14 protein-coding genes are annotated in these 15,389 nt (G+C 58.5%); 7 read left to right on the top strand and 7 right to left on the bottom strand.

All coding sequences use genetic code 11. From position 1 onward, the window contains the following. Positions 1-58 precede the first annotated feature (58 nt). The gene (locus E6W33_RS14475; RefSeq protein ID WP_168798649.1) at positions 59-961 is read left to right on the top strand and encodes a DMT family transporter; all 903 of its coding nucleotides are present in this window, start codon (positions 59-61) and stop codon (positions 959-961) included. A gap of 6 nt (positions 962-967) precedes the next feature. On the opposite strand, the gene E6W33_RS14470 is transcribed toward E6W33_RS14475, so the two are convergent. Both E6W33_RS14470 and E6W33_RS14465 read right to left on the bottom strand, forming a co-directional pair. Further along, positions 968-1,924: a ChaN family lipoprotein gene (locus E6W33_RS14470; protein ID WP_136418009.1), complete on the bottom strand. Its 957-nt coding sequence runs from the start codon at positions 1,922-1,924 to the stop codon at positions 968-970. Between the two features lie 166 nt (positions 1,925-2,090). Next, the gene (locus E6W33_RS14465) at positions 2,091-2,321 is read right to left on the bottom strand and encodes a hypothetical protein (RefSeq protein WP_136418008.1); all 231 of its coding nucleotides are present in this window, start codon (positions 2,319-2,321) and stop codon (positions 2,091-2,093) included. Positions 2,322-3,075: 754 nt separating this feature from the next. On the opposite strand from E6W33_RS14465, the gene E6W33_RS14460 reads away from it, so the two are divergent. The 3 genes from E6W33_RS14460 to E6W33_RS14450 all read left to right on the top strand — a co-directional run bounded on the left by E6W33_RS14460 (position 3,076) and on the right by E6W33_RS14450 (position 6,643). Then, positions 3,076-3,375, top strand: coding sequence for an EF-hand domain-containing protein (locus E6W33_RS14460; RefSeq protein WP_136418067.1), 300 nt, complete (start codon positions 3,076-3,078; stop codon positions 3,373-3,375). Positions 3,376-3,435: 60 nt separating this feature from the next. Further along, the gene (locus E6W33_RS14455; RefSeq protein WP_136418007.1) at positions 3,436-3,699 is read left to right on the top strand and encodes a hypothetical protein; all 264 of its coding nucleotides are present in this window, start codon (positions 3,436-3,438) and stop codon (positions 3,697-3,699) included. A 100-nt stretch (positions 3,700-3,799) separates the two neighbouring features. Then, positions 3,800-6,643, top strand: a complete 2,844-nt coding sequence (locus tag E6W33_RS14450) for an adenosylcobalamin-dependent ribonucleoside-diphosphate reductase (protein WP_136418006.1) — start codon at positions 3,800-3,802, stop codon at positions 6,641-6,643. Between the two features lie 87 nt (positions 6,644-6,730). On the opposite strand, the gene E6W33_RS14445 is transcribed toward E6W33_RS14450, so the two are convergent. From E6W33_RS14445 to E6W33_RS27065, 3 genes are all read right to left on the bottom strand, one after another. Next, positions 6,731-7,729 carry a hypothetical protein gene (locus E6W33_RS14445; RefSeq protein WP_136418005.1) on the bottom strand — a complete coding sequence of 333 codons (999 nt, stop codon included), beginning with the start codon at positions 7,727-7,729 and terminating at the stop codon, positions 6,731-6,733. Next, on the bottom strand, positions 7,726-8,304 hold the full coding sequence (locus E6W33_RS14440; protein ID WP_136418004.1) for a hypothetical protein: 579 nt from the start codon (positions 8,302-8,304) through the stop codon (positions 7,726-7,728). The genes E6W33_RS14445 and E6W33_RS14440 overlap by 4 nt, the downstream gene beginning before the upstream one ends. Positions 8,305-8,486: 182 nt before the next feature. Further along, positions 8,487-8,648, bottom strand: coding sequence for a hypothetical protein (locus E6W33_RS27065; RefSeq protein WP_168798648.1), 162 nt, complete (start codon positions 8,646-8,648; stop codon positions 8,487-8,489). Between the two features lie 116 nt (positions 8,649-8,764). Here E6W33_RS27065 and E6W33_RS14435 point away from each other — a divergent pair, with 116 nt between their 5' ends. The 3 genes from E6W33_RS14435 to E6W33_RS14425 all read left to right on the top strand — a co-directional run bounded on the left by E6W33_RS14435 (position 8,765) and on the right by E6W33_RS14425 (position 12,285). After that, positions 8,765-10,051, top strand: a complete 1,287-nt coding sequence (locus E6W33_RS14435) for an aminotransferase class I/II-fold pyridoxal phosphate-dependent enzyme (protein WP_136418003.1) — start codon at positions 8,765-8,767, stop codon at positions 10,049-10,051. 115 nt (positions 10,052-10,166) lie between these two features. Further along, the gene (locus E6W33_RS14430; protein WP_136418002.1) at positions 10,167-11,519 is read left to right on the top strand and encodes a TrpB-like pyridoxal phosphate-dependent enzyme; all 1,353 of its coding nucleotides are present in this window, start codon (positions 10,167-10,169) and stop codon (positions 11,517-11,519) included. 88 nt (positions 11,520-11,607) lie between these two features. Beyond that, positions 11,608-12,285 (top strand): DUF4145 domain-containing protein, encoded by a 678-nt coding sequence (locus tag E6W33_RS14425; protein ID WP_136418001.1) that lies wholly within the window; start codon positions 11,608-11,610, stop codon positions 12,283-12,285. Between the two features lie 182 nt (positions 12,286-12,467). Here E6W33_RS14425 and E6W33_RS14420 read toward each other — a convergent pair whose 3' ends face one another. Both E6W33_RS14420 and E6W33_RS14415 read right to left on the bottom strand, forming a co-directional pair. Further along, complete coding sequence (locus E6W33_RS14420) at positions 12,468-13,379, bottom strand: DNA adenine methylase (protein ID WP_136418000.1); 912 nt, start codon at positions 13,377-13,379, stop codon at positions 12,468-12,470. 30 nt (positions 13,380-13,409) lie between these two features. Then, complete coding sequence (locus tag E6W33_RS14415; RefSeq protein WP_136417999.1) at positions 13,410-14,906, bottom strand: hypothetical protein; 1,497 nt, start codon at positions 14,904-14,906, stop codon at positions 13,410-13,412. Positions 14,907-15,389 lie beyond the last annotated feature (483 nt).

The raw sequence follows: 15,389 nt of genomic DNA, 5'->3' as shown, positions 1-15,389 counted from the left end.
ACGCGTTGCGGCGAATCCGGTTAAACTTTTTCCTCGCCATTCCTCCCGTATCCGCCAGATGAGCTCAACCACACCTTCCGCGACGCCGGCCGACGCCCGTTACGACTCATTGCTCGCCTGGTTCTTCGTGCTGGTCTGGGGCTCCGGTTATCTCGCCAGCAAGACCGGGATGCATTACGCGGCACCGTTCACCTTTCTGTCGCTGCGCTACGCCTTCGGCGTGTTGTGCCTGATTCCCTTGCTGATCATCACGCGTCCCGCGTGGCCGGCAGACCGGCGCGAACTGTTCCATGTCTGCGTGGCGGGATTGCTGATGCATGCGATCTACCTGAGCGGCAGCCACTACGCGCAGTACCTCGGCATGTCGGCAGGCGTGACAGCCCTGATCCTGGCGACGCAGCCCTTGTTCACTGCCGCGTTTGCCCATCGCGTCATGCGCGAACACCTCGGTTGGCGGCAGTGGCTGGGCGTCGCTCTCGGCCTGGCGGGGGTGATGCTGGTGGTGTGGCACAAGTTCAACCTGCGCGCGGTGACGGTGTCCAGTCTGTTTGCGGTCATTCTGTCGCTGGGCTCGATCACGGTCGGTACCTTGTATCAGCGCAGTTTCTGCAAGACGGCCGATCTGCGCAGTTCTTCCTTCATCCAGTTCGTGGTGTCGCTGCTGGTGCTGGCGCCGCTGGCCTGGCGCGTCGAGGGCTTCGTGGTGCACTGGAGCTGGCAGCTGGTGGTGTCGATCGTGTTCCTCGTGATCTTCGCCTCGATTCTCGGGGTGAACGCCTTGCATACATTGATGCGGCGCGGCCATGCGGCCAAGGTCACCAGCCTGCTGTTCCTCACGCCCATCATCGCGGTATTTCTGGAATGGATCATGTTCGATGTGGTGCCGGGCTGGTTGAGCGTCATCGGCATTGCGGTCACCTGCGCCGGCGTGGCGCTGGTGTCGGCGCAACGCCGCAAGTGAGACCGTTCAGCTGCTCGCGCCCGGCTTCGTGGGAATCGTGTCGCAAGGCTCGACCTTGCGTCGTGTACGCGGCGTGAACCACAAATAATCATATTGCGCGCCGAGCGGTCCATAGGCATACACGTCAGGGTCGGTCGGTGTGTCGGTTTCCACCAGACCGAGGGCCAGCACCGATGTGTCCGGCGCGCGCGCCGCGAGATACAGCGGCACGCCCATGTCCTTGCGCGCGTGGCCGCGGCCGACGATGGCGACTGCGCCGTTCTCCCTGAACCCGAGCAGCGTATCGGCCATCACCGCGTCGCGCGCACGCTGCGCTTTCGCAATCGCGCCGATCACGTGTTCCGGAATCTTGCCGCAATGTCCCGCATAAACTTCATGGATCAGATGCTTCTGGCGTTCCGGCGTCCAGACGCTTTCCAGCGCAAGCCGGTTCTCCGCGTCGGCGCCCAGCGCGGAAAAGCCGTTGCGCGAAACCAGGCGCGTCATGTCGCGCGACAGATTGGCGGCGGCCAGCGGCAGTCCCTGCTGCACGGCCTGCCTTGCAATCGGCTCATACATCGGCCAGTCCCAGCTCGTGCGCATCAGCTGCGACAGCTCCCGCATCTTCCCTTCGGATTCGCTTTCGCGCAGCACGGTGGCGATCTTGTCCTGCTGGTCGGTGTCGTATTGTTCCATCACCAGCGCCGGGCGGCGTCCACGCCTGAGCATGTCGTCGAGGATGCGCGCCTGGATGCGATGGTGTTCGCGGTTGTCGTGGATTTCGCCCAACAGTACCAGGCGGGCCGATGCGGCCTGCTCCAGCACCACGGCGGGATCCACGAAGCGGCGTCCGGCAACGTCCCATACCTTGCCGTTCAAGGGATTGTGTTGCGACGCCCAGTCGCCGGTATGCGCGCAGGCCGCCAGCAGCAGGGCGAGGGCGCATGTGGCCAGTCGTTTTCCAAAAGTGGTTTTTCGTTTCATCTCAGTCGGATTCCGGTCAGTGGCGCTGGTCGTCACGGCAAGCGTCCGGCGCAAGTTCGCAGGAAAACGGGAAATTATCGTTGAGGCCGCGACGCTGTCGCGGGCGGCCGCAGATTATTGTTGATTCTGCTGTTTCACATCAATTCCGGGATGCTGTCGCGCTGCCTCATTCGGCGGCAAACTCCGCGGCGGCTTTCGCCGTCCAGAGCGCCTTGTTGTAGGACTCGAAGGGCTCATCGTAGCCAGAAACTTCGCCGTTGTCGCCGACGAAGTGCGCCCACCAACCATGTTCGTCCTGCACGATGGCGATATCGCCGCTGCGGCAGTGTTCGGCGATGCTTTCGCCGGCCGCGAGGGTGACGATGTTGATCCGGCGATGCTTGATTACGGTAGGCATGGGCAGTCCGATCAGAAGGAAGGGCAGTCTGTTCGACCGCCGCTTGCCTGAATTATTACAGCAGGCTTGTCATGTTTTCAGTGTAGCCGCATCATCCGGCCGCATGCGTTTCTTGTCACTTCATTCATGCGTTTTGAACGCTGCGCTACACTCTTGAACACAAACCGGTTCTTGCGCAAAAAAATCTTGCGGCAGCGTTGCCCGCAGGCTATATTTACTCCAAGCATTCGACCAATCGAGTGCGGATACACGAGCAGATTCATTCAACTGGGGCCACTCTCCAGATAGGACCGGGCTTCAGGAATCTACTCTTGTATTCAATTGCAAGCTCGCTACGGCGGGCTTTTTTGTTGTGGCGCATTGATGCGGCGCAGCAAAGCCGCCGTTGTCCGGGCTATATCCAAATGTGTAACTTCGGTGTAATATTTCCCGCACAAAAAATCCACTTAAGGATGGAGAATGGAGACAAGGACCCGCAAGGTGAAAGCCTTGCGGGTTTTTCTTTTTCGGTGAGATATACAAGAATCGTATAACCGATATCACCACAATAAAGCAGACATCGCATGGGGCGGGCAGTATAGTGAACCTGTCTCCTCCAACTCTCCTAGAATTGGATTTGCCCGCTACCGCAAGGTCAGCGGGCTTTTTTTTGCCTGCAGTCTGGGAAGGATTGGCGAAGCCTTGCCATAAGTCGTTGGTCCTGCCTGCTTCGGGAGTTACCATACGGAACTATTTTCCCGCTCCGGAGCGCCTCATGAAAACATCCTTGCTGCTGTTTGTCCTGCTGGCCGTTGCCGGCTCGGCGAGCGCGCAGTCCATTGTCCCCGATCTTGACCAGAGCGGCCGCAAGGGCGATATGGCCCGTCTCGCCTACAAGCAGGCGGTCGGCGAATTCGACGCCGCCGATACCGACAAGGACGGCAAGCTGACCAGGGACGAAGTCGCCAAGGTCGCGCCCTTCAAGGCAGACAATTTCAGCCGCTACGACAAGAACAAGGACGGCTTCCTGAGCTGGGAAGAATTCGTCGGCCACAACAAGTGGAAAAAGGAGTGACGCGGCGACCGTTTTGCATGCCACAATGCCGAAGGATTTTTCAGGAGAAACTCTTTCGCAATGCAGCATTTTCGCCTGCCGGAACAAGCGACCTTCACACCGGAAATACTTGATCTGGATCAAGGTGAGTTCGTTTACGGCCTCGCTAGAATGACTTCCGGCCAGCCGGACCGAGAGCCGCCGGAAATTCGATTTTTGCGGTCATTCGGCCGGCCCGAACCAACGCTACCAGGACCAACGAGTGATTTCATGATCGCGACCCGGTTTTCAATCAGCACGACCGTCCTGGCAAGCGCCGCAACCATCCGACACAACGCACCTTGATATGGCCATCAGTCACATCGCAGGTGCATCGACACCAGAACCCGCAACACGTTTTCATTCGATCGCCCGACGCTCCGACGTCGGCTCCAAGGAGTCATACATGCATAAACTAGAAAGCGCGGTCATCGCGCTCGCCGAGCCACAAGACATCTCCACCGAGGTCCTGATCGAAAAATACGCCAAAGGCGACGAAACCACGATCGAACAGGTCATCACCCGTGTCTCCAAAGCCCTGGCCGAGGTTGAACCGCAGAAGACGCGCAAAAAGCATGCAGACGACTTCCTGTGGGCGATGCGGCAAGGCTTCATCCCGGCCGGCCGTGTCAGCAGCGCCGCCGGTACCGGCCTGCAGACCACGCTCATCAACTGCTTCGTGCAGCCGGTCGGCGATTCCATCACCGAGGACGACCACGGCAAGCCCGGCATCTATACCGCTCTCGCACAGGCCGCCGAAACCATGCGCCGCGGCGGCGGCGTCGGCTACAACTTCTCCGCCATCCGCCCCAAGGGCGCGCGGGTGAAGGGCACCGGCAGCAGCGCCTCCGGTCCGATCTCCTACATGAAGGTGTTCGATCGTTCCTGCGAAACCGTGGAATCGGCCGGCGCACGGCGCGGCGCGCAGATGGCCGTGCTCAATGTCGATCATCCGGACATCCTTGACTTCATCACGGTCAAGCAGGAAAAAGGGCAGCTCAACAACTTCAACGTCTCGGTCGGCGTCACCGACGAGTTCATGCGCGCGGTCGACGCGGACGGTGAATTCGAACTGGCGCACAGCGTCGAACCCAATGCCGACTTCAAGGAGAAGGGCGCCTACCAGCGCGAGGACAGCAAGTGGGTCTACAAGAAGGTCAAGGCGCGCGAGATCTGGGACCTGATCATGAAGAGCACCTACAACGCCGCGGAACCGGGCGTGCTCTACCTCGATCGCATCAACCAGGAAAACAATCTCGCCTATTGCGAACGCATCGAAGCCACCAATCCCTGCGGCGAACAACCGCTGCCGGATTACGGCTGCTGCTGCCTCGGCAGCCTCAATCTCACCGCCTACGTCGAGGAACCCTTCAGCGAAGACGCGAAGTTCAACTTCGACACGCTGGCGAAAGTCACGAAGATCGCCGTGCGCATGCTCGACAACGTGCTGATCGCGACCAAGTGGCCGCTGCCGGAACAGGCCCGCGAAGCGGATGCCAAGCGCCGTCTCGGCCTCGGCTTCACCGGCCTGGGCGATGCGCTGATCATGCTCGGCGTGCGCTACGACACCGAAGAGGGCCGCAAGCTGGCCGGCGAGATCTCGCGCGTGATGCGCGATGCCGCGTATGAAGGTTCGATCGACATCGCGAAAGAGCGCGGTGCATTCCCGCTGTTCGACGCCGACAAATACCTGGCCGGCGGCTTTGCCTCGCGCCTGCCGGAGTCGCTCAAGGATGCGATCCGCAAGCACGGCATCCGCAATTCGCACCTGACCTCGATCGCGCCGACCGGCACCATTTCGCTGGCCTTCGCCGACAACGCGTCGAACGGCATCGAGCCCGCCTTCTCGTGGTTCTACAACCGCACCAAGCGCATGCCCGACGGCACCAAGAAGGACTACACCGTCGAAGACCACGCCTACCGCGTCTATCGCGCGCTCGGCCACGACACCGCCAGCCTGCCGGAAGCCTTCGTCTCCGCGCTGGAAATCTCCGCCATCAATCACATGCTGATGGTCGCCAGCGTCGCACCCTACATCGATGCCGCGATTTCCAAGACGGTCAACGTGCCGGAAGACTATCCGTACGAGGACTTCAAGGGCCTCTACATGGAAGCCTGGCGCCAGGGGCTGAAAGGCATCACCACCTATCGCCCCAACGGCGTGCTCGGCGCGGTGCTGTCGGTGCCTGCCGCCAATCCCAATCCGCAGCCGGTCACGCTGTCCGAGCAGGACAAGCGCCTGGTGCTGACGGAACTGGCGATGACGCCGCCGCTGGCGTCGCTGCGCTGGCCGTCGCGTCCGCGCCTGCCGGCCGGCGCTTCCGCCTGGATCAGCGAAATCATCGACACGCCGCAGGGCGAATTCGCGGTCGCCGTATCCGACAAGGGCGGCGTGCCGTTCGAAGTCTGGGTGCTCGGCGGCCAGCCGCCGCGCGGCCTGGATGCGATCGCCAAGACGCTGTCGACCGACATGCGCGCCAACGACCGCGCCTGGCTGCGCAAGCGCCTGTCGCTGCTCGGCAGCGCCTACGGCGATCCGTTCGAAATGCCGATGCCGCCCAACGGCCAGCCGATCCAGGTGCCGAGCGCGACGGCCGCCTTCGCCAAGCTGGTCGAATGGCGTTACAACCAGCTCGGCGCACTCGACAAGCAGGACAACGAAACGTCGCCGGTGCTCAACGCGCTGTTCGCGCCGCATGAGCCCAAGACCGGCACCGACGGCACGCTGGCTTGGGTGGCGGATGTGCGCAACCCGGCCACCGAAGACGATTTCGTGCTGATGCTCAAGGAACTGCAGATGCCGGACGGCACCCGCCGTCCCTACAGCATGTGGCTCACCGGCGGTCATCCGCATACCCTGGACGGCCTGTGCAAGCTGCTCAGCCACGACATGCGCGTGGTCGATCCGGCCTGGATCGGCATGAAGCTGCGCAAGCTGCTCAACTACGCCGAACCGCGCGGCGATTTCCTCGCCCGCGTGCCCGGCAGCGAAAAGCAGGTCAGCTATCCATCGACCGTCGCCTACATCGCGCAACTCGTGATTCACCGCTACGCCATGCTCGGCATCCTCACCGAAGAAGGCATGCCGGTCAAAGCCATGGGCGTGGTCACCGACGAGCCGGCGCATATCGCCCGGACCGCGCCGACCATCGCCGGCAAGCTGTGCAAGGAATGCGGCAACACGACCGTGATCAAGAAGGACGGCTGCGAGTTCTGCACAGCCTGCGGCGCGATCGGCGCTTGCGGTTGAACCAGCAGTAGGCAGGATCGGGGCGGTGTGAATTGCCGCATAAGGTGAACACCGCCCCTTGCCGCTTGCGGCCCGTTTTCACGGTGTTCAGCCCGGCCGCTCCACGATGCTGACCCAGACCAGGGTCTGGTTGAGCAACTGCCAGGCAATCTCGCCGAAAGTCATCGGCCCGGTCAAGGTGCCGGTCTTCTTCCCCTCCAGGTTGGCATAGAGATAGTTGAGGATGCAGTTGCAGGAAAAGGCCGCTGCAATCTTCCTGTCGGCCATGGCTGCGTCGAAGCTCTCGACATAGTCGGCAACCGGTTTGGCGAAGAAATATTCGACGCCTGCGAAGACCGGCGCGAAGAAGCTTGTCTCGCCGCTGGCGGCATCCACGCTCTGAATGCTCACGTTGACGTAGAAACCGTTGTAGTCCGCGACCAGCGGCATGCGTGTGTCGATCGCATGCTCGCTGATGAAACGTGCGAGATTGGTCCGTTTTCCGTCGATCATGCAATCGCCTGCCGAGAAACCGTCCGCGTCGAAGATCAGCGTGTGCGCATCGAGAGCCTCGAACAGGTTGAGCAGCTCGACGTTCGCCTGCTTATTGGCCGGAAGCTCGACGTGCATCGCGACCGCCAGGCAATCCGATTTCTGCCCGGTTGCGCCGTTGTACACCTGCGGCTTCACACGGCCGATGTCGTCCAGGCTGACGCCCGCGACCCAGCCGACCAGGGGCTTCATGAACATGTCGTCGAAGTCCGGCCCGTGTTTCGCATAATGCTCATGCACGGCACTGCCGGCAGGCAGGATGCACACCGTCAAGCCGTTGGCGGGGCCGTCCGTGGCGATGCGGTCGATAGTCGATACGTCGTACATGCCGACGTGTCCGCCTGACGCCTCGTCGATCACCGATACATGCAGCAGCTCTTTGCTCTGCAGGCCACCCTGGTCTCCCATGAAATAGGGAATCGTTCCGCCGATCCAGTTGCCGCGCGGCACCTGGTCGAGCAAGGCTTCATCGCCGGCAAGCAGGATGGCGCGGCCGCTGGTGACCAGCTCCGACACGGCGGCCAGCGAATACATTCCCTTCTTTGCGGTCATCATGCCTTCTCCCCTTCGATTTGGCTCAGCATGAGGACTTCAGCGTTGAGCAGCAGCCGGTTCTTGATAAAGAAATTGCGCGTGATGCGGATGCGTTCGGCAATGGCGTCTTCCGAGTTGCTGGCGCGCTTCACATAGCGCACATTGTTCTTGAGCAGGAAGCGCAGCGATATGTCGGCTGTCGTGATTTCCGTCTCGCCGAGAACAAGACGCCGCCAGCATGTCGCCGATACCTCCGGCAATCCGTGCCCATCCACATGCAGCCCGTGCCGCACATAGGTCTGCTGGTCCTGCGGGAACAACTCGTTGACCTGCTTCTGCTTTGGCTGCCCGAAGAGTAATCGAATGAAGTTTCCAAGCACTGCGTCCTCCCTTGATGGTGTTGTTATGACGGCAATCTCCATTTGCATAAGTGCAACAAACATGCCAGTGGTCAACGAGGGGAAAAGACAGGCGCGCAGCCGAACGGGCTGCGAAAAATTGATACAGCGGTGCGCAACATTGCTCAAAATATGAGCAACAGGCGACCGGGAAATTGAACCTTCAGGATGCCGTCGGCGTGGAAATCCGGCCGGCAAGAACTTCCGGTTTCGCGCCTCGAATTGTTTGCATCCTTGTGCGCGAAGCACGCCGCGAAGCCGGTACGGAGTTTGTCCGACATTGCCGTCCGATGCGGCAAAAACGCCTGCTTCATGAGGTTTTTGCGCAGAGAAAAAATGTTATTCTTCAGGACGCCACATTGAACGCGTCCGCTCGCACATCAGCATGCGGCAGCCAGCAAGCTGCCCGGAAAAACACTGCGCAAGCCGTGCATCGCGCCGCGTTTTTCCGCCTGCTCGTTCTGCTTGCCTGTCCGCTCCCGTTCGCCATCGCGTGTTTCACCCGAGGTGGAATGCGGGCACGCTGTTTCGTTGTGGTTCATGTTGAGCTTCGCAGCGGTCGCCGCCGGCTATTCTCGCGATTGCGACCGCTCTCCCATGCAAGTCTTGCGCCGCCGCGCTACACACTTTTGAAAACCACAGGAAGAAAAGGAAGACAATGAAAATCGAAACCCTCGCAGTCCACGCCGGCTACACGCCCGAGCCGACCACCAAGTCCGTCGCGGTGCCGATCTACCAGACCGTCGCCTATTCCTTCGACAATGCGCAGCACGGCGCGGACCTGTTCGACCTCAAGGTCGCAGGCAACATCTATACCCGCATCATGAACCCGACGCAGGACGTGCTGGAAAAGCGCATCGCCGCGCTCGAAGGCGGCGTCGGCGCGCTGGCGCTGGCCTCCGGCATGGCTGCGGTCACCTATTCCATCCAGACCATCACCGAAGCCGGCGACAACATCATTTCCGCCAGCACGCTGTACGGCGGCACCTACAACCTGTTCGCGCACACCATGCCGCAGATGGGCATTGAGGTGCGCTTCGCCGACGCGCGCAAGCCGGAAAGCTTCGCGCCGCTGATCGACAGCCGCACCAAGGCCATCTTCTGCGAATCGATCGGCAATCCGCTCGGCAACGTCACCGACTTCGCCAAGCTGGCCGACATCGCGCACGCGCATGGCATTCCGCTCATCGTCGACAACACCGTGCCCAGCCCCTACCTGTGCCGTCCGTTCGAATACGGTGCCGACATCGTCGTGCACGCGCTCACCAAATACCTCGGCGGTCATGGCAACAGCATCGGCGGCGCCATCGTCGACAGCGGCAAGTTCCCCTGGGCGCAGCACAAGGACCGCTTCAAGCGCCTCAACGAGCCGGACGTCTCCTACCACGGCGTGGTTTACACCGAAGCGCTCGGCGCTGCCGCCTACATCGGCCGCGCGCGCGTCGTCCCCTTGCGCAACATGGGCGCGGCGATTTCGCCGATGAATGCCTTCCTCATCCTGCAAGGCATCGAGACCCTCGCGCTGCGCATGGACCGCATCTGCGAAAACTCGCAAGCCGTCGCCAGCTTCCTCAAGAATCATCCGAAGGTCGGCTGGGTCAACTACGCCGGCCTCGCCGACCATCCGGACCATGCGCTGGTGCAGAAATACATGGGCGGCCGCGCCTCCGGCATCCTGTCCTTCGGCCTCAAGGGCGTGGACAAGGCCGACCCCCGCGCAGCCGGCGCACGCGTGCTCGACGCGCTGCAACTGTTCACGCGCCTGGTCAATATCGGCGACGCCAAGTCGCTCGCCACGCACCCGGCCTCGACCACGCACCGCCAGCTCAATCCGGAAGAACTCGCCAAGGCCGGTGTGTCGGAAGACATGCTGCGCCTGTCGATCGGCATCGAGCACATCGACGACCTGATCGCCGACCTGGATCAGGCGCTCGCGAAGGCGTAAGCCAGCAGTAGCAGACGTAAGCAACATAGACAGCGGGTCCCCTCCCCCTTGCAGGGGGGAAGGAGCCCGTCCAGCAGTGATACAAAAACCGCTTGCCACACGATAGGATCAGACCATGTCACAAACCAAATTCCTGCTCCCCGAATCCGAAATCCCGACCCATTGGTACAACATCGTGGCCGACATGCCCAACCCGCCCGCGCCGCCGCTCGGCCCGGACGGCAAGCCGCTCACGCCCGATGCGCTGGCCGCGATCTTCCCGATGAGCCTGATCGAGCAGGAAGTGTCGGCAGAGCGCTGGATCAAGATTCCCGAGAAGGTGCGCGAGATCTACCAGCTCTGGCGTCCCACGCCGCTGTTCCGCGCGCATCGCCTCGAAGCGGCACTCGGCACACCCTGCAAGATCTACTACAAGTTCGAAGGCGTCTCGCCGGCCGGCTCGCACAAGGTCAACACCTCCGTCGCGCAGGCCTACTACAACGCCGAAGCCGGCATCAAGCGCATCGCCACCGAAACCGGCGCCGGCCAGTGGGGCAGCTCGATGGCGCTCGCCGGCCAGATGTTCGGCCTCGAAGTGCGCGTCTACATGGTCAAGGTCAGCTACTTCCAGAAACCCTATCGCCGCTCCATGATGCAGACCTGGGGCGCCGAAGTTTTCGCCAGCCCGTCCGAGCAAACCAACGTCGGCCGCGCCGCGCTCGCAGAGAATCCAGACAACCAGGGCTCGCTCGGCCTCGCCATCTCCGAAGCCGTCGAAGAAGCCGCCTCGCGCGCCGACACCAACTACGCGCTCGGTTCCGTGCTCAACCACGTGCTGCTGCACCAGACCGTGATCGGCCTCGAAGCCAAGAAGCAGTTCGATCTCGCCGGCGACTACCCCGACATGATCTTCGCCCCCTGCGGCGGCGGCTCCAACTTCGGCGGCGCGGCCTTCCCCTTCTTCGCCGACAAGGCCGCCGGCAAGAACGTGCGCCTGGTCGCCGTCGAACCGACCTCCTGCCCGACGCTCACGCGCGGCCACTACGCCTACGACTACGGCGACACAGCCAAGCTCACGCCGATGACCCTGATGTACACCCTCGGCCACGACTTCATGCCGCCGGGGATTCATGCGGGCGGTCTGCGCTACCACGGCGACTCCGCGCTGGTATCGCAGCTCTATCACGAGAAACTGCTGGAAGCCGTCGCCGTGCCGCAGCTTGCGACCTTCGACGCCGGCGTGCGCTTCGCGCGTTCGGAAGGCATCATCCCCGCGCCGGAATCGAGCCATGCGATTGCGGCGTGTATCGATGAGGCATTGCGCTGCAAGGAGAGCGGTGAGGCGAAGACGCTGTTCATCAACCTGTCGGGCCATGGGCACTTCGACATGGGCGCGTACGACGCTTACTTCAGCGGGAAGCTGCAGGACTTTGCTTATCCGGAGGAGGCGATCAAGGCGGCGCTGGATCGGTTGCCGAAGGTGGGGTAGACGGTTTGCCGATGCAAGCGTCGGATAGGTTGTTGGTTTGGCGCTTGCATTACATAAGGACGCAAAACACAAAGGCTTTGGACTTCCAATGGATGAAGACAAAGAGAAAATCAAGCTTCACTGCAACATGTGCATGGGAAAGCGATGGCATACGACGCTGTACAACACCCAAAAGGAACATTTTGAAGAACTTGACGACTTCGGTAATGAATATCACGAATTCTGCAATTACCGTCTTGCTGAATGCGATGGTTGCGAAAGCATTAGCCTGCACACTGAATGGTGGTGTAGCGGTCAATCCGAGAAAGTTGTTGAGCAGTGGCCACCTAAAACGTCTCGCAGACAGCCGAAATGGCTTTTCGATCTAATCTTTATGGAGAGTATTTCGAATCCTTATAAGCGTGAATTTTTAAGCGAGATATACATCGCGCTAAAGAACGAAAATCTGCGCTTGGCTGTTCTCGGAATGCGAGGACTCTTAGAGCAAGTAATGATTGAGTCGGTGGGTGATCAAGGAAATTTCGTTAAGAACCTTGCTAGGTTTGAAGCGGATGGTTATATATCTGGGGTCCAAAAAGACGCCATCGGCCCAGTCATAGAAGCCGGACATGCAAGTATGCATAGAGGGTTCAAGCCCAGTAAGCAAGAAGTTGAAGCAATTATGGATGTTGTCGAAAACGTGATCGAGTCGATATACATCAGCAAGCAAAAAGCGGCCGGATTGAAAATCCCGGAAAGGCCAAAGAAACACAATACGCAGAAATGATAGAACTACGCTTATGATCGGCTGATTGGGCGCGGTTCGCAAGGGCGTATGTACACTTTGTGAAAACCACATCTTGCGCTAACTTTGATTTCTCCACTAACAAAAAGAATATAAGTGAATAATCGAGTCGGCCCCTACATACTTGGAGACACTTATACATTCGACTCTTGAGTCTCGCAAATTCAAGCAGCCAAGGCGTTGACATGCAAAGTTCGTGTATTTGCTTTCAACGCCGACGAGATGAACGGTAGAGCTGAGCTACGCGGAATAACAAGATCGTCAGAGAATATGAATACTTCACTTCCCTTGTAAGCGCGGGACGCGTTGTATTGCAGTTCATATAGAAATTTACGGCGTTGAGCGTAGTAGCTCAGTATCTTATCAACACCATCGTATGACACGATCCATTTTACGTTTTCCAACTCTTGGATAGTATCGGCTATCCTTTCGTGATCTTCAGGCGCGTAATGGTTAAGGTAGAGTCGACTTGCCTTTTCGAAGTAAGGTGGATCACAATACACGAGCGTTTCTTCCGGCAAAATTGGAACATAAGTAGCAAAAAACTCTTCTGCATCGAGATTGCAAACTGTAATTGAATCTCGGAAGGAGCTGATCAGTTCTATACGTCGAATAAGTTCATTTCTTGGAAATCGAGCGTCAATTTTCCACTTTCCTGATTGGTTAAGTCCGCCTATCACCCCCCCGGTCAACACTCCAGATCTGTTCGAACGATTGAGATAAAACGTTGCGAATCCAACGTCGAACTCACTATGCTGTTCTGGATGACGCAGTACTTCGCGATGGTTGCGCCATTCATCAACGTTCAGTAAAGACCGTGAAATTCGATTACAAAATTCATCAGGCTGTGTCAGCAAAGAATTCCAAAACGAATAAATGTGATATGACGAATCGTTGAGATGAACGTGCTCAACACAGCCGTCGATTAACAACTCCATTGCAACGCCAGCTCCGCCCGCATATGGCTCAACGTAATGCCCACCCTCAAGCCCATTAGCTCTCAAAACTTCGACAACGAATGGTGTTAATTTCTGCTTCCCACCAGGGTAGCGCAGTGGCGTTCTATTTTGAGTCATAGCTTGCCTTATGCAGGGGAGAGGTCACTATCATTTGTTCATGTGATCAAGCAGAGGGAAAATATTCGCGAACAAGGTTGGGATGTCACCCGCTTGGATCGTAAACGTGGGGCTATGGACAAGCTGATTCATCGAAGTGATCGACAGAATCCCCTCATGCCTCAAGATTTCGGTCCCTGGGCCATGCAGCACTCGGACCATCTGAGTATCCTTCTTATTTTGTGTAAGATGAGTGATGATGTCTTTCAAGACATCCGCCAAGTTCCTGTCTGTTCCATCGGCCTTACGGGCCGTGGGTGCCCCTGCAACGGTCGCATGGTCATCGCAATAGGCCTTTGCAGAAATTTCAAACATGCTACGCAAGAGGAAACAAAACGCGATCGGATTATCTTTTATTTTCAGCTTCAGTGCTTCCTGTCGTAACGTTACCAGCTTGGACCGATTTTGGCCAAAGAGCGTAAGTGCCCGCAGCGAACGCCGCACCGTCCGCTCATCATTCGTCGCTGTCGCCGCAGTTTTTCCTCCGCTTGAAGTGCCGCCATTTGCACCCGCCGCCCCTCCACCAGCACCACCAGAATTGGACGGCCCTCCACCGGAAGCATTCGTTTGACTGCTTGGCTTGGTCGCGCTGGCATTTGTTCCGCCAGAACTGTTCCCCGTGTTTGCGCCAGACGAGTTTGAACCGCCGGCTTGCGTTCCTTGCCTGGAATTTGTAGTGGTTCCCGCTGCTGATGCTGGTGCCGGCACACCAAATCTAAGCGCTAGATCAGGACTGTCGCGAATTGCGGTAAACGTCAACGTCTCCATCCCAATCGCGTAGATCATTTCATCAAGGCACTTTCTGTGCGGAATCAATGGATAAAGGCGAACGAGTTCCGGACTTGTTGCGGCCCCGAACCTTTGCGCAGTCTTCTTGATCGCTTCATCAAGAACCGACAAAACATACTTTCCAGCCCAACGAGCTCGTTGCTCCTCGGTCAAGTTCGTTCCTGTCGCCAAATACTTCTCCAATAGATCCAATGCTACTTCCGATGCCCCATTCTTATCGCGGTTGTGGCGAGCTCGGGCAACGGTCTCCCAATCGTCGCGACCGGCTTTTGTCCCTTTACCATGGGTACGCGTAATAATCCGATCAACGAGATCTGCATCGCTCAGCTTGTACAGTGTGCAAGGGACAGACGAGTTTTCTTGAATCCATTGCGGAGCCAAGGTAGCAATTCGCTCAATCAATTGTTGTGGAAGATCTAGCGGCTTCGCATCGATAACACCTAGAATAATCTTCAAAGATGCGACACGACGGTTCCCTTCCTTGACGTGTTTACCACCAGATTTGTCTTCGATCGCCAGAATGTTTTCTGTCGGAAGATATCCGTCATCAAGCAAGCTCTCCATTAGAGCCCAGAAGTGATCCGGACTAATTGAGATCATTGCTTTAACAGCATCGACTTCGTTTTTTTGTGGAACCGTTCGAAAATTATGCAAATCGAGGCTAAGATCCTTGACCGGCACCAGTAATGTTTTTGCCATGATTCCCTTTGACGTTGTTCGTCTCTGCACAAATATTGTCGTGGGATCATCTAGTGTAGATGAATAAACCACGCGTCGGAATCTAGGTGCCCAGATACTGGCGAGGTGAAATACCTGTCTGTGCTTCTACGAACGCTCGGTCCGCTTCAAGGCATTTGCGAGATTTCTGCGTAAGCACCGGTCTCGCTTTTTCCTCGAACGCCTTTTCTAGGTTAGCAGCGTACATGCTTTACACCTGGCCCGCTAAAAGGCCACCTGACAGTGTTGAAAGTCGCCGCCCGACTCCGTGCCGATTCAGATGCAGCCGGTCAAACCGATATGCTGCTCACTGATCAGTTCCGGCATTAGACCTCTTACCGGCGTATCGAACCATCCCGACCGTATGGGAAGAGTTTGTCTTACACCTCCCGCAGCGGGAGTGTATATAGGCTCTGACCTTCCCCTAACGTGGGTATATATGGGGTCAGACTGGTCAGACTCGAT

This window comes from Herbaspirillum sp. ST 5-3 (assembly GCF_004804275.1).
GTDB lineage: Bacteria > Pseudomonadota > Gammaproteobacteria > Burkholderiales > Burkholderiaceae_D > Noviherbaspirillum.
The sequence above is the reverse complement of the archived record's forward strand: the minus strand, read 5'-3'. Positions and strand labels throughout refer to the sequence as shown.